This window comes from Corynebacterium urealyticum DSM 7109, assembly GCF_000069945.1.
In the GTDB taxonomy this organism is placed as follows: domain Bacteria; phylum Actinomycetota; class Actinomycetes; order Mycobacteriales; family Mycobacteriaceae; genus Corynebacterium; species Corynebacterium urealyticum.
In genome coordinates this window covers 1,270,300-1,288,212 of the sequence record NC_010545.1, presented here as the reverse complement: position 1 = coordinate 1,288,212, position 17,913 = coordinate 1,270,300, and the positions used below count along the sequence as shown (strand labels likewise).

General features: G+C 63.2%; 11 protein-coding genes, 1 tRNA gene and 1 pseudogene. 6 read left to right on the top strand and 7 right to left on the bottom strand.

Annotation, left to right across the window (positions count from 1 at the left end):
- The first annotated feature begins 12 nt into the window (after positions 1-12).
- Positions 13-2,367, top strand: a complete 2,355-nt coding sequence (gene der, locus CU_RS05470; RefSeq protein WP_012360335.1) for a bifunctional cytidylate kinase/GTPase Der — start codon at positions 13-15, stop codon at positions 2,365-2,367.
- A 19-nt stretch (positions 2,368-2,386) separates the two neighbouring features.
- Here der and trhA read toward each other — a convergent pair whose 3' ends face one another.
- Both trhA and CU_RS05460 read right to left on the bottom strand, forming a co-directional pair.
- Positions 2,387-3,046, bottom strand: coding sequence for a PAQR family membrane homeostasis protein TrhA (trhA, locus tag CU_RS05465; protein WP_173362352.1), 660 nt, complete (start codon positions 3,044-3,046; stop codon positions 2,387-2,389).
- 94 nt (positions 3,047-3,140) lie between these two features.
- On the bottom strand, positions 3,141-4,856 hold the full coding sequence (locus tag CU_RS05460; protein ID WP_012360333.1) for a formate--tetrahydrofolate ligase: 1,716 nt from the start codon (positions 4,854-4,856) through the stop codon (positions 3,141-3,143).
- Positions 4,857-4,919: 63 nt separating this feature from the next.
- Here CU_RS05460 and CU_RS05455 point away from each other — a divergent pair, with 63 nt between their 5' ends.
- A complete protein-coding gene (locus tag CU_RS05455) occupies positions 4,920-5,930 on the top strand; it encodes a DUF4300 family protein (RefSeq protein ID WP_012360332.1) in 1,011 nt (336 codons plus the stop codon).
- 12 nt (positions 5,931-5,942) lie between these two features.
- On the opposite strand, the gene CU_RS05450 is transcribed toward CU_RS05455, so the two are convergent.
- Positions 5,943-7,541, bottom strand: a complete 1,599-nt coding sequence (locus CU_RS05450) for a cation:proton antiporter family protein (RefSeq protein ID WP_012360331.1) — start codon at positions 7,539-7,541, stop codon at positions 5,943-5,945.
- Between the two features lie 108 nt (positions 7,542-7,649).
- Between CU_RS05450 and CU_RS10145 the strand changes: the two genes are divergently transcribed.
- Positions 7,650-8,258, top strand: coding sequence for a helix-turn-helix domain-containing protein (locus tag CU_RS10145; protein ID WP_015381662.1), 609 nt, complete (start codon positions 7,650-7,652; stop codon positions 8,256-8,258).
- 68 nt (positions 8,259-8,326) lie between these two features.
- Here the strand turns inward: CU_RS10145 and CU_RS10330 are convergent.
- The 3 genes and pseudogenes from CU_RS10330 to CU_RS05430 all read right to left on the bottom strand — a co-directional run bounded on the left by CU_RS10330 (position 8,327) and on the right by CU_RS05430 (position 10,212).
- Positions 8,327-8,933: pseudogene (locus tag CU_RS10330) on the bottom strand (response regulator).
- Positions 8,934-8,981: 48 nt separating this feature from the next.
- Complete coding sequence (locus CU_RS05435; protein ID WP_012360329.1) at positions 8,982-9,290, bottom strand: hypothetical protein; 309 nt, start codon at positions 9,288-9,290, stop codon at positions 8,982-8,984.
- Positions 9,291-9,294: 4 nt separating this feature from the next.
- Positions 9,295-10,212, bottom strand: a complete 918-nt coding sequence (locus CU_RS05430) for an ABC transporter ATP-binding protein (protein WP_012360328.1) — start codon at positions 10,210-10,212, stop codon at positions 9,295-9,297.
- A gap of 1,269 nt (positions 10,213-11,481) precedes the next feature.
- Between CU_RS05430 and CU_RS05425 the strand changes: the two genes are divergently transcribed.
- Genes CU_RS05425 through CU_RS05415 form a run of 3 tightly spaced genes read left to right on the top strand, consistent with a single transcriptional unit; the run spans position 11,482 to position 17,736 of the window.
- Positions 11,482-13,416, top strand: a complete 1,935-nt coding sequence (locus CU_RS05425) for a type I restriction-modification system subunit M (protein WP_012360326.1) — start codon at positions 11,482-11,484, stop codon at positions 13,414-13,416.
- The gene (locus CU_RS05420; RefSeq protein ID WP_012360325.1) at positions 13,413-14,606 is read left to right on the top strand and encodes a restriction endonuclease subunit S domain-containing protein; all 1,194 of its coding nucleotides are present in this window, start codon (positions 13,413-13,415) and stop codon (positions 14,604-14,606) included. The genes CU_RS05425 and CU_RS05420 overlap by 4 nt, the downstream gene beginning before the upstream one ends.
- Positions 14,599-17,736: a type I restriction endonuclease subunit R gene (locus tag CU_RS05415; protein ID WP_012360324.1), complete on the top strand. Its 3,138-nt coding sequence runs from the start codon at positions 14,599-14,601 to the stop codon at positions 17,734-17,736. The genes CU_RS05420 and CU_RS05415 overlap by 8 nt, the downstream gene beginning before the upstream one ends.
- 66 nt (positions 17,737-17,802) lie before the next feature.
- On the opposite strand, the gene CU_RS05410 is transcribed toward CU_RS05415, so the two are convergent.
- Positions 17,803-17,879: transfer RNA gene (locus CU_RS05410), tRNA-Pro, on the bottom strand.
- Positions 17,880-17,913 lie beyond the last annotated feature (34 nt).

Below are 17,913 nucleotides of genomic sequence, written 5' to 3'. Positions count from 1 at the left end.
AGGACTTCAAGGATGACTACTGATATGAACGCTGATTTCTCCCAGCTCGCGCTGATTGACAACCTCGAGGAGGGCGGGTTCCTGCTGGCCATCGACGGCCCGTCGGGGACCGGTAAGTCCACCGTCTCCCGCCGCATCGCCCAGTACGCGGGCGCGCGTTACCTGGATACGGGTGCGATGTACCGCGTGGCGACCCTGCACGTGCTGAAGGCCGGCATCGATCCGGCCGACCCGGCTGCGACCGAGGCCATCATCGAGGCGACCTCCCAGCTGCCGTTGCAGGTCAACGAGGACCCGCAGTCCACCGAGGTTCTGCTGGACGGAGAGGACGTCTCCGCCGACATCCGTGGCCCGGAGGTTACCGCGCATGTCTCCGCCGTCGCCGCGATCCCGGAGGTCCGCACCAACCTGGTGCAGCTGCAGCGAGACCTTGCCGCCGCTGCTGGCCGTTGCGTCGTCGAGGGCCGCGACATCGGCACGGTCGTGCTCCCGGACGCCCCGGTGAAGGTGTACATGACCGCCAGCGCTGAAGTGCGCGCGCAGCGCCGCTTCGACCAGGACACCGCCGCTGGCCGCGAGGTCACCTTCGAGGCAGTCCTGGCTGACGTCCAGCGCCGCGACGAGGCAGACTCCACCCGCGAGACCTCCCCGCTGCGCCCGGCAGAGGATGCCACCATGCTCGACACCGGCGAGATGAGCATCGATGAGGTCATCGAGGCGATCGCCGGCCTGATCGAGGAATCGGACCTGGACTCCGCTATCCCAGCCGACGGCGCGGAGAGCACCGGTGGTCTGGTGTTCCGCACGGTTGAGGGGCACGTCGTCCCTGCTGATGGGGACGCCTCGGTGCAGGAAGTATCCGAGGAGGACCTGGAGAACTGGGACCCCGAGAACTGGGACGGCGAGACCTGGGAGGTCGACCCGGAGCAGCTCGGCGAGCACTACCTGCAGGCGGAGAACTTCGACCTGCTGGAATCCGACGAGGAGGACACCGACTGGGAGTCCATCGAGGAAGCCTTCGGAATCGCCGATGAGCTCGAAGCACAGAAGGAAGCGCTGTGCACGGTGGCGATCGTCGGTCGACCAAACGTGGGTAAGTCCACGCTGGTCAACCGCTTCATCGGGCGCCGTGAGGCCGTGGTGGAGGACTTCCCGGGTGTGACCCGCGACCGAATCTCCTACCTGGGCGACTGGGGTGGGCGCCGCTTCTGGGTGCAGGACACCGGCGGCTGGGACCCGGACGCCAAGGGCATTCACGCCGCAATCGCCCGCCAGGCGGAGACCGCGATGGCCACGGCGGATGCGATCGTCTTCGTAGTGGATACGAAGGTCGGCATCACCGAAACCGACGAGGTTATCGCCCGCAAGCTGCAGCGCTCCGACGTGCCGGTGATCGTGGTGGCCAATAAGTTCGAGTCCGATACGCAGTACGCGGACATGGCTGAGTTCTGGGCGCTTGGCCTGGACAACCCGTATCCAGTCTCCGCGCTGCACGGGCGCGGCGCGGCAGATGTGCTGGACAAGCTGTTGGAGGTCTTCCCGGAGACGCCGCGCGAGCTCTCGGTGGTTTCCGGCCCGCGCCGTGTGGCGCTGGTGGGCCGGCCGAACGTGGGCAAGTCCTCGCTGCTGAACAAGATCTCCGGCGAGCAGCGCTCGGTGGTGGATAACGTCGCGGGTACCACGGTGGACCCGGTGGACTCCATCGTCGAGCTGGAGGAGCGCACCTGGCGCTTCGTGGATACCGCCGGTATCCGCAAGAAGGTGAAGAACGCGGTGGGGCACGAGTACTACGCCTCGCTGCGCACCCGTGCCGCGATTGATGCCAGTGAGGTCGTGGTGTTCCTGGCGGACGCCTCCGAGCCGATCGCGGAGCAGGATCAGCGCGTGCTGCGGATGATCCTGGATGCCGGCAAGGCTCTGGTCGTGGCGTTCAATAAGTGGGACCTGGTGGACGAGGATCGCCGGGAGCTGCTGGAGCGGGAGATCGATCTGCAGCTTTCGCACGTGCCGTGGGCCCGCCGGGTGAATATCTCCGCTAAGACTGGTCGTGCTCTGCAGAAGCTGGAACCGGCGATGATGGAGGCTCTGGATAGCTGGGATCAGCGCATTCCTACCGGACAGTTGAACACCTGGCTGCGTGCGGTCATCGCGGAGACTCCGCCACCGATGCGTGGCGGTCGCCTGCCGCGCGTGCTCTTCGCCACGCAGGCCTCGTCCCGCCCGCCGGTGATCGTGCTGTTCACCACGGGCTTCCTGGAGCACGGCTACCGCCGCTTCCTGGAGCGCAAGCTGCGCGAGACCTTCGGCTTCGAGGGCTCCCCGGTGCGCATCGCGATCCGCATCCGGGAGAAGAAAAAGAAGCGCTAGCGGAAGCTACCCCGAGCTTCTAGCGGAGCACGAGCACCCAGATTGCGATGTGGTGCAGAAGCGCTGCCACGATGGTGGCAGCGTGGAAGACCTCGTGGAAGCCGAACCAACGAGGGGAGGGGTTCGGCCACTGCTTGGCGTAGATCACCGCACCGAGCGAGTAGACCAGCCCGCCGAGCAGCATCAACAGGCTCACAGCGACCCCAAGCTGCTGGTAGTAGCCCACGGCGCCGATAGCTGCCAGCCAACCGAGCGTGAGGTAGGTGGCGGCGTCGAGCCACCGCGGGTGGTCGATCCACACCAGGTTCAGCACGACCGCGGCCAGCGCGGCGAGCCAGCACACCGCCAAGATCCACAATCCGCCGGTGTTAAACCAGGCCCAGCCGGTGAACCACCGCGCGCCGAATGCGGCGACCGTTACCGGCCCATAGGTGCCGGCAATGAAGATCGCGATCATGGCGTGGTCGGCCCGCCGCCAGCTGTTGACCGCCGCCGCGGAGCGCCACGGAACCCGGTGATAGAGGGCGCTTACACTCAGCATCCCGGCCAGGCACAGCGCGTAGAGGGCGGTGGTCAGGGACATCCAGGAGATGCCGAATTTCGCCAGCGCCACGATTGTGAGGGCGGTGCCCATCCCGCCAAAGTACCACGCGGCGGCGGTGTGTAACCGCCCTCGCATGTAGGGCCTGGGGCCGCGGTCGAAGACCGGGCGGGGACGTCGCTTCGTGAGTACCTGATTCTGCACGAAGCTCAGTGTAGTCCCATTTTTGCCGCTAAAACAGTCCGGCGATCGTGCCGTCCTCGGCGACATCGATTTGCTCTGCTGCGGGGCGCTTCGGCAGCCCCGGCATCGTCATCACCTGCCCGGTCAGCGCCACGACGAAGCCCGCGCCCAGGCGTGGGAGCAGTTCGCGGACGTGCAGCACGTGTCCTTCCGGCGCGCCCAGCTCCGCCGGGTCGTCGGAGAAGCTGTACTGCGTCTTGGAGATGCACACGGGCAGTTTGTCCCAGCCGTGATCGGCGAGGAACTGCAGGTCCTTCTTGGCCTTGGTGGAAAACTCCACGCCACTAGCGCCGTAGATGCGGGTCGCGATGGTCTTGATGGACTCGGCAATCCCCTCGGCCGGATCGTAGAGCTGCTGGGAGCCGGCATTCGGGGCCTGGCCGGACTCGATGACCTCGAGCACCTGCTCCGCCAGCTCGGCAGCACCGGCGCCGCCTTCGGCCCAGACGGTGGACTCGGCCAGGCGCACGCCCAGCTTTTCAGCCCACTCGGCGACGTGTTCGCGCTCGACGTCGGTGTCGGAGGTGAAGAGGTTCAGCGCGACGACCGGGGTGGTGCCGAACTTCTCCATGTTCTTCACGTGGCGCTCGAGGTTCTTCAGTCCCTCGTCCAGGGCGGCCAGGTTTTCGCTGTTCAGGTCCTCCTTCGCGACGCCGCCGTTGTACTTCAGGGAGCGGATGGTCGCGACGACGACGGCCGCGTCCACGTCGATGCCGCCCTCGCGGGCCTTGATGTCGAAGAACTTCTCCGCGCCGAGGTCGGAGCCGAAGCCGGCTTCCGTGACGACAATGTCACCGAGACGGCGGGCGGTCTGGGTGGCGATGAGGCTGTTGCAGCCGTGCGCGATGTTGGCGAAGGGGCCACCGTGGATCAGCGCCGGGGTGCCGCCGAGGGTCTGCACGAGGTTCGGGTTCAGCGCGTCGCGCAGCAGGGCGGTGAGCGCGCCCTCGACCTGCAGGTCGCCTACGGTCACCGGCCCGCCGCTATAAGTCTGGCCGATCACGATGTTGGCGAGCTTAGCCTTCAGATCAGCCAGGTCCGTGGCGAGGCAGAGGATCGCCATCATCTCGCTGGCGGCGGTGATGTCGAACCCAGCCTCACGCGGGGTGCCGTGGGCTGGTCCGCCAAGACCGGTGACGATGGAACGCAGGCTGCGGTCGTTGACGTCCATGCAACGGCGCCAGGTGACCCGGCGCGGGTCGATGCCGAGCTCGTTGCCCTGCTGGATGTGGTTGTCGATGAGGGCAGCGAGGGTGTTGTTTGCGGCGGTGAGGGCGTGCATGTCGCCGGTGAGGTGGAGGTTGATGTCCTCCATCGGGACGATCTGCGCGTAGCCGCCGCCGGCCGCGCCACCCTTGATGCCCATGACTGGGCCCTGGGACGGTTCGCGGATGGCGACGATGGTGTTCTTCCCGGCGGTGCGCAGGGCGTCAGCCAGGCCGATCAGGGTGGTGGACTTGCCTTCGCCCGCGGGGGTGGGGGACATGGCTGTCACGAGGACGGTGCGGCCCAGGGGCTTGTCCCATACGTCGGTGGTGCGCAGGGCGGGGACGTCCACCTTGGCCTTAGTGGTGCCGTAGGGGATGAGTGCTTCGGCGGGGATTCCGGCGCGCTCGGCGATGTCCGCGATGGGCTCGAGGATGTGAGCCTGTGCGATTTCGACGTCGCTGGGCTGAGGCTTGGTGATCACACTGGAATAAGTCATATTTCCAGAATAATCGTCCCCTGCAGCGCCTGCCGAGGGTAGGCGCGGGGCGAGCATGTCCTCATGCGTTTTCCTTCTCTTAGCCTCCCCATTCTTGCGGCTTGCTTGCTTGCGACGGCCTGCGCGTCTGCGGAGGATTCTGCCCCCAACGAGCAGCAGAGCTCGAGCGAACAGAGCCCCGGTGCTCAGCAAACCGGCGAGCAGCAGTCTGGCGGGGCGAACTCCGCTCAGCAGCCCACGCCCACGGCCGCGGACCAGGGGCCTGAAGAACTGCTGGCTGGCGTGAGGATCAGCAACCTCGTCGACTCGGCGTCCCAGGACCTCGCCCGCAGCGCGCTTGAAGACGCCGGGCTCCCGAAGGAGAACATCGACCGCTTCTTCGACCTTGTGACCGAGTACAACAGCGCGGTGCCGACCGACAGCCTCATCTCCAGCGGTTTCCGGGACTACGGCACCCAGGACCCGGAGTACGACGTCGAGGCGCTGACCAGTGCGTGGCAGAAGCATCACGGCCAGCATTACGCGGGCACCAACTGCCGGATCAACACCTTCACGCTGGCGCAGTCCCTGTTCAGCGTCGAGGACGAATCCAACCCAGACACCTCGCTGCTGTTTATCGACGAGGAGTCCCTCAAAAACGCGCCGAAGGAGATCCTGACCAGCGCCGAGCACCAGCGCTTCGACGCTCTCTACGGTGCGATCCCGACCACCAAGGACCAGGACTCGGGCCAGCACATTGCGGATATCAAGGCCTACGCCAAGGATCGCGGCATCACGTTCGAGGATACGAAGGCGCGCGTGATCTCGATGTTCTCCCACGACACCCTGACAGACCCGGCCACCCTCTTCGTTGGTCACACTGGGGTCGCAGTGCCCTACGACGGCAAGCTCCTTTTCCTGGAGAAGATCGCCTTCGACATGCCCTATCAGGCCATTCTGGTCAAGGACATGCAGCAGCTCAACGACTACCTGATGCAGAAGTACGACGACGGGCCGGGCTTGGAGTACGGCCGCCCCGTCATCTTCGATAACGGTGAGGTCATCGAGGGGATGCGTTACGCGAAGCGAACCTAGCTCGACGTAGCACTACTGCAGCTGGGAGCGGCGTTGCTCCTGGTTCAGGAAGGTTCGCTCCGCCAGGGACTCGCCGGCACCGTCCTGCAGGTGGACGACGACGTCCAGGCCGAGCTCCTCGAGGGCTTCGACGTCCTCCCGGTACATCGCCACCGAGCTGATGGTGCACTCCTCGGTGTCCACATGGGAGGCGTGGATCTCCTTGACGGTATCCACGTTCGCGTGCTGGGCGGGCATGGCGAGCATGATCATGTCGATCTGGTGGCTGTCTTTCACCCGCTCCCAGAAGTCGATATCCGTCGCGTCGCCTTCCACGACGTTGTAGCCGCGTTCCTGCAGGTGGCGAACCCGGGCGGGGTCGTGCTCCACGCCCAAGATCTTGGCCCCGTAGACTTCGCTGAGCTCGTTGTAGCACGCAAGCCCGACGCGGCCGACGCCGAGCACGAGAGCGTGGGCGTCGCCGAGCTCGATGGGGCGGTCCTCCGGGTGGATTTTGTGCGGTGGGCGCACGGGCAGGCGCTTAGCCAGGTGGGTGGCGCGGGACACGCTCTGCGGGTTGAAGATCGCGGAGATGACGAAGCTGATGGAGACTGCAAGCACCAGGGAGAGCAGCCAGCGCTGGTTGAGCCAGCCGTCCTGAACGCCAACGGCGGCGATGATGAGCGCGAACTCCGAGTAGTTGGCCAGCAGGAGCGCCGCGAGCACAGAGGTGCGGTTGCGCAGCCCCAGGGACCACAGGATCGCCCAGTAGGCGGCGGCCTGAACGGGGAGCAAGAGGAGGAGTAGGGCGGCGTCGGCAACGTTCTGCCAATTCGGCAGCCCCATGAATCCGATGTTGACGAAGAATCCGACCAGCAACAGCTCCTTGAGTGTGAACAGGGAGTGGCTGAGCTGTTCAGCACCGGGGGAGCGGGAGAGAACCACGCCCATGATCAGTGCGCCGAGGCTGCCGGAAAGCCCGACCCACTCGAAAAGCGCGTAGCCGGGGATCAGTGCCATGGCGATGCCGAATAGAGCCCCGAGTTCACCGTGGCCGAGCTTGTACCAACGGCGGGTGGTCAGGGCCAGCACTGGCACGATCACGACAAGCAGCAGGGAAGCCAGGTGTGGCGGCTCGCCGCGCAGGATGCTCATAAAGGCCACCGCGAGAATGTCCTGCATAATCAACACGCCGATGCAGATATTCCCGTAGAGAGCCTGCTCGTCGCCTCGGTCCTGCAGGATTTTGATGACCACGATGGTGCTGGAGAAGCTCAAGACCAGCGCGACGTTGACGGCCACCTGGAAACTGGTGGGACCGAAAGCACCGAGCGCACCGAGGGCGGTGATGAATCCCGCGCCGACGAGCGTCATGACCAGGACGTGGGCGCTGGCCGTAAGCCAGACTGCCTTATCGGTGAGCGCCTTCAGGTCGAGGCGCAGGCCGATGGCGAAGAGCATGAGGGTCACGCCGATATCAGCGAAGAGGTCGAGGGACTCGACGTGCTCCACACCCGCGGCGTGGAGTGCGAAACCGGCGGCAAGGAAGCCGATCAGGGGCGGCAGCCGCACGGCCCAGGCGATGAGTCCACAGATGAAAACCACGCCGAGGTAAGTCAGCAATAATTCCATGGACTGTAGTGTGCCTCACAGGGGAGTTTTTCGTGCACTATGAAACGCATTATTCATAGGGATGATTGAGGACTTGGTGCCGAATGGGGGGGGGGGTAGGATTTTCGCATGGCACTGGCACAGCGCATTAAGGCTCTCCGGAACAAGGCCGGGCTTTCCCAGGCCGAGCTCGCGGACAAGCTCGTGGTGGCCCGGGAAGACGTGCAAGGTTGGGAATCTGGGGACAGCGCGCCCGATATCGAGGCCTTCAAGAGGCTTGCTGCGCTGTTCGGGGTCAGCACCGATGACCTTCTGGGTAATGAGGGAGCGGTACTAGGCGCAACGACCGACCGCGTGGCCGTCGACGTCAAGTCCCTGGAGAAGACCGAGGGCAGGTTCCTGGCGAAAGGGACGCAGGCTCACACCGCGGTTCGGCAGGTCTTCCCGCACGCGGTGATCACTCCACTGCTGCGGGAAAAGAAGAACACTAAAGGCGAGACGGCCATGAAGTGGTTCACCGAGATTGCCTTCGACGGGGTGCCCAATTTCATTTCCGAGGTGAAGAACTCCTTCAGCGGTGATTCCTTCTACCTCGTTGAGGAGGCCAGTCGCACGCTGCTCGTCCGCGTGACTAAGGATTCCGTGGAAAGCCGTGAGATCTTCGGGCAGCTGTCCCGGAGAAAGTTTGTCCTCGGCAGGAACTCCTTTATCAAGTTCGGCAAAGCACCGGAGAACTAGGGGACTGGCCTGGGGCAGCAGCGAGGGCAGCACATGCCCAAGCCTGCTGTGTTTCCCCGGGCAGCGGGCTAGATCCAGCCATTCGCCTTCGCCAGGTGGGCAGCCTCGAAGCGGTTTCCCGCGCCGGTCTTCGAGATAATGCTGGAGATGTGACTGCGCTCTGTGCCCGGCGAAAGGTGCAGGGCCTTGGCGATGGCGGGCGAGCTTTTTTCCTTGGAAGAGCTGCTGGCATACCTGCGTTTCCCGGTCGCTGAGGGGATTATCCGGGGCGAGCAGACTGTCCCGGGCTAGCGTCGGGTCGATGACACGCAGACCGGCGTGCACCCGACGGATTGTATCGGCGAGCTCCTCGGGAGGGGTGTCCTTCACGATGAACCCGTCCACGCCCGACTCCATCGCGCGCTTGACGTAGCCCGCCTTACCGAAGGTCGTGACGATCAGGCAACGGCACGGGTGCCCGGACAGCTCTTTGGCCACGTCCAGGCCGTTGAGCCCCGGCATTTCGATATCCAGGAGGGCCACGTCGATGGGGTGCTCCTGCACCAGGCGCAGGGCTTCAGTGCCCGTGGCGCATTCCGCAATAACCTCGATGTCCGGTTCTGCGCTGAGTAGCGCGACCAGCGCCCCACGCACCAGCGACTGGTCCTCGGCGAGTAGTACGCGGATTGTTGTCATTGGGCTGCCTCCTGCCGGTTGGAGTGATCGTCGATGAATTCGTGATCCTCACCCATCGTGATCAGTACGGTAATTAGGCCCTGTTCGCGGCGCACGATAAGCCGACCACCCGCTGCGGTTGTCGGTGACGGCGGACCCTGCGGCGCCGACCGCGCCCACCACGCCAGCGTAGAAAGCCATACCCAGCATGACGAAGGCGGCGAGGTTCCCGCCGTTGATTTTCTGATCCCCGTAGTCCTGTAGCGCGCCGAAGATGAGGTAGAAGAAGATCGGCAGCCCGATGCTGAACAAGAGAGTGGCCATGTCCCGGCGCAGTCGGAGGAGTTCGTGGCCGGTAAATCTCAGGGTGGTGCTCATGGTTTTATGTCTCCTGGTGTTCTTTCGTCAGTGCGAGGAAGGTGTCCTCCAGGGTGTGGCTGCTGATGCTGAGGTCGTGGGCCTCGGTGTGGGTCAGCAGATAGCGGGCGAGTGCGTCGGAATCCTCGGTGGTCATGCTCAGGCGGTTGCCGGTGACGTCGTTGCCTGTCACACCAGGCAGCCTGGTCAGGTCAGGGAGCTCGCCCGGGAACTCGGCGCTAACCACCCGGCCGGCAGTCATGTTCCGCAGCTCGGCGGTGGTTCCGTCGGCGATGATTTCACCGTTCTTCATGAGGACGATGCGCTGGGCGAAGTGCTCCGCTTCTTCTAGGTAGTGGGTGGCGAAGATGATCGTGCGTCCTTGTTGGGCCTGGTGGGTCATGGAGTCCCAGAAGCGGCGCCGCGCGCCAGCATCCATCCCGGCAGTCGGCTCGTCCAGAATGTGGATCTCCGGGTTGCCGAGGATGGCGAGGGCGAAACGGAGTCGCTGTTGCTCCCCGCCGGAGCATTTGCCGACGCGCCGGGCGTAGATGGGTTCCAGGTCGGCCTGTGCGATGACCTCGTCGAGGGGCAGGTGCTCCGGGAAGGTCGCGGCGACCATCTCCACGGTGTCTTTGACCGTGAGCTCGTTGAGCAGGCCACCGGTCTGCATCAGCGCACCGATGTGTTGCTTGTAAACGGCCTGGGTGGGGGAATGCCCCATCACGGTGACGGTGCCGGAGGTCGGGGTGGTCAGCCCCAGGATGAGGTCCAGCAGGGTGGTCTTACCCGCGCCGTTGGTGCCGAGGAGGGCGATGATCTCGCCCGGTTGGACAGTGAGGTTCGCGTTCTTGAGCGCGTGCACGGGAAGGCTGGAACGTGGGTGGAAGGTTTTGCTGACTCCGGTGGCTTCTATCGCTTGGGCGGTGTGTGTCGTGTTCATGGTCTTCACGCTAGAAATCCAGCATGAGGAGCCGAAATATTTTCTGTCATTACTTGCCCATGACTTTTGTCATGGGGCTCCGGCCCCTCACGACCAGCGACGCCTACTGAGCTAGGTGAGGTCGCCGGCCGGGCTTGCCTAGCGCTTGGTGATGTGATATGCGGTCGATTCCCCAAATGCTACCTGCGTGCTTGCTTGTCGGTTGAGCTGAACGTGCTGAGAGTGAGGCCATCTGAGTTGCACTTAAAGTGCAGGTGAGAGCGTTTTGATACCCCCAGAAGGGGGTCTTTTGTGCGGTAAAAATAAGCGCCTTCACGAAGGTCGTGTAGGTTCTTTGATGCACCAAATAACCCCCGGGTGCGACGCTTTCCAATAGTTAGGAGAACATTATGTTCGAGCTTATTTCCACCCTCTTCGACGTTTTCGTTGACGCAGCTAAGGCTGCCTTCGAGGCCATCGTTGGCGCCATCAAGGGTGGCAAGTAATAGATCGCCTTCGGGCATCTCTGGCCTCCTTCGAGCTTTGGCTCGGGGGAGGCCTTTTGCTGTTATGGCACCATTGTTGATGCCGGGGCGCCGGCGCTGGCTGCTCGCTAATCGGCACTGGTGCCCCTCCTGTGGCGCGCGGTGGTGGGGCTGGATCGAGGGGGCATTGCCGGCAGGCTTGCTCGCGAGAGGAAGAAATTGAGCCGAGGGGAGGGGTGGTGAGTCTAGCTTTAATGCCAGGTGAGAGCTTTGCCGTGCCCCCGCTTAGGGGGTCGATAGTTTTGTGCAAATAAGTGCACTCGAAATGAATTGTTAGCGTCAAGGGTGCACCGATCAACCCCCGGGTGCGACACCTTCCACTAGTAAGGAGAACATCATGTTCCAGCTTATCTCTACCCTGTTTGACGTCCTCGTTGGCGCTATCGCCGGTGCCTTCCAGGCCATCGTTGCTGCCATCAAGGGCTAATACTGGATCGCCTCCGGGCGTCCACGGACCTCCTCCCAGCTTCGGCTTGGGGGAGGTTTTTTTGCGTTGTCATGACATTTGCGAGCGTCACCAGAAAGCCAACGCTGGCGCTGTAGAGCACCGGCCTAGCTGCGAATCCCACGCCCTTTGGTGCACCTCGCCAGAGCCACTCGGCATTGTGTTCGAGCACGCTGGGTCCGTGTCTGCTGACCCTGCTCGAATGGCAGCTGAGCGGTGAGAGCGTGTCTCACAGATTTTAAGCAGCGCGCCGTTTACCGTGGACACATTGCGTTTTCTGGCCCAAGGAGGCATGCCCGGATGAGCACAGCGGAGCTTAATCAGTCTGCCGTTTGGAATACCGCAGATAAGTTTCTGCGGTCCATCGTCGAGCCCGAGGATTACGGGGATTACATCCTGCCGATGACGGTGCTTCGCCGTCTGGAGTGCATTCTCGAACCCACGAAGGGCGAGGTCCTCGACCTGGTGGAAATCCTCCAGGAGGAGGGCTACAGCGAGGAGATGATCGACTGGGAGGTCCGCGTCCGTTTTGGCCTGTCCTTCTACAATTCCTCCCGCCTGGACCTGACGCGCATCGCGCAGCTCGACGACCACGTCTACGAGGCGTTGATGGATTATGTCGGCGCGTTCTCGTCCTCCGTGCGCGATGTGTGGGATGCCTTCGACTTCGCGGTGAAGATGAAGACCCTCGAGAACGCCTCGCGCCTGTGGCCGGTAGTGAAGCACTTCGCCACCATCGACATGAGCTTGGACGCGCTGCCGGATGCCCAGATGGGCGACCTTTTCGAGCACGTGATGTACAAGGCCTTCGATACCAAGGGCAAGGCTGCGGGTGCGTTTTATACCCCGCGCGATGCGATCCGGCTGATGGTGGATATCCTTTTTGCTTCCGACGACGTCGGCCTGACCGCGGAGGGGGCCTCCCGAACCGTGTACGACCCGACGGCGGGTACGGGCGGCATGTTGCTCGTGGCGGCGCGGGCCCTTAAGGAGCTCAACCCGGATATTGAGGTGGTGCTTGCGGGCCAGGAGCTCATGTCCACTGGTTATGCCATCGGTAAGGCAGATCTGCTGATCCAGGGTGGTGAGCCGGATGCCATCCGCCACGGCGATACGTTGCTCACCGACTTGTATGAGGGCGAGCAGTTCGAGTACATCCTCTCCAACCCGCCATTCGGCACGGATTGGGAGGTGCAGCAACAGTCGGTGAAGGAGCAGGCGAAGGTGCCGGGCTCCCGGTTCAGCCACGGCTTGCCAAGTAAAGACGATGGCCAGATGCTTTTCCTGGCCCATGTCGCTTCGAAGCTCATGCCCGCAGGCCCCAATGGTGCGGGCGGTCGTGGCGCGGTGGTGTCCAATGGCTCGCCGCTGTTTACCGGTGCGCCGGAATCAGGGCCGGATAAGATCCGCGCGTGGCTGCTGGAAAATGACCTGGTGGATGCGATTATCCAGTTGCCGACGAATATGTTCTATGGCACGGGGATCTCTACCTATGTGTGGATCCTGGATACGAACAAGGAGGAACACCGCAAGGGCTTCGTCCAGCTGATCGATGCTTCCGAGTGCTGGTCGGTGCCCGATAAGGGGCTGGGGGAGAAGCGCCGGGAGATGAAGGAGCCCGACCGCAAGCGCGTGCTCGAAGAGTACGCCGCCTTCGAGGACACCGAGATCTCGAAGGTGCTCACACCAGCGGACCTGGGCTTCCGCGACGTGAAGGTCACCAAGCAGAAGCGCCTGCGCGTGGCGGTCACCCCGGAGGCTGTGGCGCAGGTGCTGGAGCACAAATCTGCAGTGCCCGAGCACGCGGAGGTCCTTGCCGACGTGGCGGACGTGAAGTTCAATGACCTGCCGGAGGCACTGAAGGCTGCGGCGAAGAAGCGAGGTGTGAAGATGCTCGCCGGCATGATCGACGCGGTGCTCGAGGCGGTGGGGGTGCCGGACGAGAACGCCGAGCCAAGCGTGGACCGCAAGGGCAACCCAATCCTCGACCCAGCCTTCTCCATGACCGAGCGGATCCCGCTGACCGAGGACGTTGGCGAGCACATGACCCGCGAAGTCCTCCCATTCGCGCCGGACGTCACCTGGGACGAGGAAGCCGCCAAGGTGGGCTACGAGATCCCGTTTAAGCGCGTGTTCTACCGACCAACGCCAGTCCGGTCGCTGGAGGAAATCGACGCCGACGTCGCCGCGGTGATGGGCCGCCTGGCGGAAAAGTTCGCGGAGGTGCGGGAATGATCGACAGCCATTTTCCATTAGCGCCGTTTTGGGCTTTAAGTTCCTTGGTGAACGAAGTTTCCACTCCCCAAGGCGAGCTGGTTTCTCTCGATCGTATCGAGGGTAAGACTGGGCGGCTTCTACAAGGGGGAGGCGAGTCAAACGCAAACGGTCGACATTTCCGAAAGGACGATGTGCTTTTCGGAAAATTGCGCCCCTACCTTGCAAAATATTGGTTGGCAGATAGACCAGGAACCGCCCAGGGGGATATTCACGTTTACCGCCCCACGCTTAGAACTGACCCGCGCTTCCTTGCATACATTGTCGGATCAGACTATTTCACGGGATTGGCTAATACATCTTCGACTGGATCGAAAATGCCCCGCGTAGAGTGGCCAAAAGTCGCGCAGTTTAGAGTTCCCTTCCCACCCCGAAGAACTCAGCGCGCCATCGCGGATTACCTCGACCGCGAGACTGCCGAAATCGACGCCATGACCGCCGACCTGGACAAGATGGAGGCGCTGCTGACGGAGCGCAGGGCCGAGATTCTCCGAAGCTGGTTCGGGGAACAGTTAAACAATCCAAGAGCTCCTTTGGCAACAATCGCAGAACTCTACATCGGAAAAATGGAGCAGCCCAGGCAAAAGTCAGCGGACGAAATATACGCGCCATTCTTTCATTCGGCCAATATTCGTCCTGGTGGGATGATTGATCTTGAGTGTTCAGTCAAACACATGTGGTTCCGTCCAGATGAATTGGACCACATGCTTTTGCGTAAAGGGGACGTGGTTGTCGTCGAAGGTGGGGCTGCGGGACGTCCGGGATACATTGCTAAGTCGGTGGATGGCTGGGGCATTCAAAAGTCCGTGATTCGAGCAAGACCCTTCGAAGACAAGGTTATCGGGAAATACCTTTTCTACGCTCTCACGTTCGCGTTTGAGGACGGCCAGTTTGATCTCCAGGCGAGTCTTGCTACTTTAGCCCATTTCCCTGCAGAAAAGGCAGCTAGGTTCCGAGTTCCGGTACGAAGTCTTGCGGATCAAGAGCTCGTCGTGGCTAGGCTAGACCGGGACCTGTCCTCGCTCAGTGACATGCTCGCCGACATCACCGCGCTGCGTGACCTGCTCGCCGAGCGCCGCGCCGCCCTCATCGCCGCGGCTGTGACCGGCCAAATCGATATCCCCACCGCCGAGGAGCCCACCCATGCCTAGCTCAGATATCACAGGCGAATACGCGCACGAGTCCGCTATCTGCAACGCACTCGCTGAGCGCGGCTGGACCTACGAGGAAGGCAAGAACGACCAGGGTTGGGATCGCCGCCTCGCGCTCTACCCAGCCGACGTGCTGGCCTGGCTCTCCACTCAATACCCGGAAGAGTACGCCAAGGCCGTACCCGCGGACGCCCCGGAGGCCACTCGCGAGGTCGCGCAGCGCAAACTGCTTGAATATGTCGCCGACCGGCTGGAAACCAAAACGCGGAAGGACCCACAATCCGGGCGCACCCTCGGTGGGCTGTTAGGCACGCTGCGGGAGGGCTTCAAATACGCCCAGGTCGGGGCCCGTTCCGCCGCCTTCGGCCCGATGGTCGCCTTCCCGCCCGCGAACCCGTTGCTGGAGAAAGTTGCTGAACGCGCAGAAGAAAACATCCTGCGCGTCATCCGTCAAGTCCACTTCGACCCCAAAACCAACGAGACCATCGACCTCGTGCTCACCGTCAATGGCATCCCCGTCGTGACGATGGAGCTGAAGACCGACAACACCCAGTCGGTGGCGCACGCCCGCAAGCAGTACCGCGAAGACCGCGTGCCCAGCTCCAGCCGGCGCCTCCTGCAGCCGGGGCGCGCGCTCGTCCACTTCGCCGTCTCCAACGCCGAGGTCTACATGACCACTGCGTTGAAGGGTTCGGATACCTTCTTCCTGCCCTTCAACCGAGGTTTCAACGGCGGGGCCGGGAACCCACCCATCCCCGGCAAGTCCGAGACCTCCTACCTGTGGGAGGACGTGCTGGAGCGTGACATGTTCCTCCGCATCCTCAGAGACTTCGCCGTCTGGGAACCAGACGCCACACCGAAGCGCGGCACCCCAGGAGGAAAACTGATCTTCCCGCGCTACCACCAGCTGCGCGCGGTGGAGCGCGTCACCAGGGATGTCACCCGGCGCGGGGCCGGTGGCCGTTACCTGATCGAGCACTCCGCGGGTTCCGGGAAAACCAAAACCATCGCGTGGCTGGCCCACCGTCTGATCCGGCATGTGGCGGAGGATGGGCAGAAGACCTTCGACTCCGTCATCGTCGTCACCGACCGCACCGCGCTGGACACCAACGTGCGCCAGGACATGCAGATGATGGAAGCATCCTTGCGTCTGGTGGTTTCCGTTGGCGAGAATGCTGGGGCGAAATCCCCGCAGCTGCGCCAGGCGATCGAAGAGGGCGACCACATCATCACCTGCACCCTCCAGACCTTCCCGCACGTGCTGAAGCTGCTCGAGGACGAACAAGACCTCGCGGGTCGGCGCTGGTGCGTGATCGCGGATGAGGCGCACTCCTCCCAGACCGGTTCCAGCGCTTCAGCGCTGCGTGAGCTGCTCACCGATGTGGAACTCGACGAGGGGGAGGAGTACACCGCCGACGATCTGCTGGAACTGCGGCAGGAGGCCATCGCCGTCGCCGAGAACATGACCTTCGTGGCGCTCACCGCCACCCCCAAGGGCAAGACCCTGCGCCTGTTCGGCACCGAAACCCCGGACGGTCACTTCGTCGCCTTCGACACCTACCCGATGGGCCAGGCCATCGAGGAGGGCTTCATCCTTGATGTGCTCGGCAACTATTCGACCTACCAGATGTGGGCCGAGGTCCGCGACGAGCTGGGCCGGACCGAGGAAGTCGATGAGTCCGCGGCCGTGACCGACATGGTGCGCTTCGTGCGCCTGCACCCAACCTCCATCGCGCAGAAGGTGGAGGTCGTTATCGAACACTTCCGCCGCAACGTCGCCCACCACCTGGGCGGGCAGGCCCGCGCGATGGTCGTGACTTCCTCCCGCAAGGCCGCGGTGCGCTGGTCGGAGGAGATGAACCACTACATCCAGTCCAAGGGCTACGACTTCCGCTCCCTGGTCGCCTTCTCCGACGCGGTGCGCGTCGACGAGGGCTCCGAACCGGTCACGGAGGTACAGCTCAACGGCGTGCCGGACGTCGAGCGCGCCTTCAAGGACGACGAACAGGACTACCGCGTCATCATCGTCGCGAACAAGTTCCAGACCGGCTTCAACGAGCCCCGGCTGTGCGCGATGTACGTCGATAAGCAGCTATCCGGTGTCACCACCGTTCAGACACTTTCGCGACTTAACCGCATCCACGAGAACAAGCCCACCCCGATGGTGGTGGACTTCGTCAACGACCCGGAGATGATCGTCAAAGACTTCCAGCGCTACTACGCCGGAGCCTCCATCAACACGGACATCGACCCGAACGCGTTGCACACCCTCGGTGAGGAGCTCGACACCTCTGGGTTCTACACTCCCGAGGAGATGGAACAGGTCGCTCAGGCCTATATGGCTGGCTCCGACGCGGAGGCGCTCCGCGGTGCGGCCGCACCGATCATCCGGCGCTGGCAAGTGCGACGCGATTCCGGCAAGGACGGGCGCGACGCGGCACGCGACTTCAAATCCAACGCAGAGAAATACCGCCACGCATATGAGTTCCTCTCCCAGATCGTCGCCTACGCCGACGCGGAGGTCTCGAAGCGGGCGATGCTTGCCGCCGTGCTGGAGCGCAACCTCCACCTCTCTGAATACGACGACGAGGACGAGGACTTCATCACCGGGCTCTCCCTGGCCGGAGTGGCGATCACCCAGAGCGACATCGAGGTCGACCGCTCGCTGAGCGACGGTGGGACCGAAGCGCTGAAGGTGCCTACCTTCGACGTCACCGTGGGTGGGGAAGGCACCCCTATGCGCGCCGCATTCTACGACGCGGTGGACAAGGTCAACGACATCTTCTCGATGGCCGGTGTAGACGTGAACTCCGATGAAACCTCGCAGATGATCGTTGCGGCCTGGGGCACACTCTCCGAGCAGCCCGAGGCGGTGAAACTGGGTCGGACGAACTCCAAGGAACAGCTCAAACGCTCCAAGAAGTTCCAGGGCGCGGCGACGCAGGCGATCTTCGACGGCATCGCGGAGCGTAAGAAGCGCGATACCTTGCTCTCCAGTGACCGGGACGTGCTCAACGGTGTGATCAACGCCCTGGCCGACATCATGGCCGCGGCTAAGGAGATGGGTGAGCTGGACAAGAAGAAGTCCGAGGAAGATAAGACAACGGGTGAAAAGGGCGAAGAAGGATAGGCCACAGTGCCCCTGACCTGCGGAAACGACTGAAGCCCTGGCCTTGCGGCCAGGGCTTCTTTCACGTGGTCGGACTGACAGGATTTGAACCTGCGACCCCTACACCCCCAGTGTAGTGCGCTACCAAACTGCGCCACAGCCCGTTACGCCCTGTAACAGTACAGCATGGCTCAGGGC

Bases quoted from the DNA above. Each gene is read 5' to 3' on its own strand.
- der (WP_012360335.1), top strand. From the start codon at position 13: ATGACTACTGATATGAACGCTGATTTCTCCCAGCTCGCGCTGATTGAC.
- trhA (WP_173362352.1), bottom strand. From the start codon at position 3,046: ATGCGAGGGCGGTTACACACCGCCGCCGCGTGGTACTTTGGCGGGATG.
- CU_RS05460 (WP_012360333.1), bottom strand. From the start codon at position 4,856: ATGACTTATTCCAGTGTGATCACCAAGCCTCAGCCCAGCGACGTCGAA.
- CU_RS05455 (WP_012360332.1), top strand. From the start codon at position 4,920: ATGCGTTTTCCTTCTCTTAGCCTCCCCATTCTTGCGGCTTGCTTGCTT.
- CU_RS05450 (WP_012360331.1), bottom strand. From the start codon at position 7,541: ATGGAATTATTGCTGACTTACCTCGGCGTGGTTTTCATCTGTGGACTC.
- CU_RS10145 (WP_015381662.1), top strand. From the start codon at position 7,650: ATGGCACTGGCACAGCGCATTAAGGCTCTCCGGAACAAGGCCGGGCTT.
- CU_RS05435 (WP_012360329.1), bottom strand. From the start codon at position 9,290: ATGAGCACCACCCTGAGATTTACCGGCCACGAACTCCTCCGACTGCGC.
- CU_RS05430 (WP_012360328.1), bottom strand. From the start codon at position 10,212: ATGAACACGACACACACCGCCCAAGCGATAGAAGCCACCGGAGTCAGC.
- CU_RS05425 (WP_012360326.1), top strand. From the start codon at position 11,482: ATGAGCACAGCGGAGCTTAATCAGTCTGCCGTTTGGAATACCGCAGAT.
- CU_RS05420 (WP_012360325.1), top strand. From the start codon at position 13,413: ATGATCGACAGCCATTTTCCATTAGCGCCGTTTTGGGCTTTAAGTTCC.
- CU_RS05415 (WP_012360324.1), top strand. From the start codon at position 14,599: ATGCCTAGCTCAGATATCACAGGCGAATACGCGCACGAGTCCGCTATC.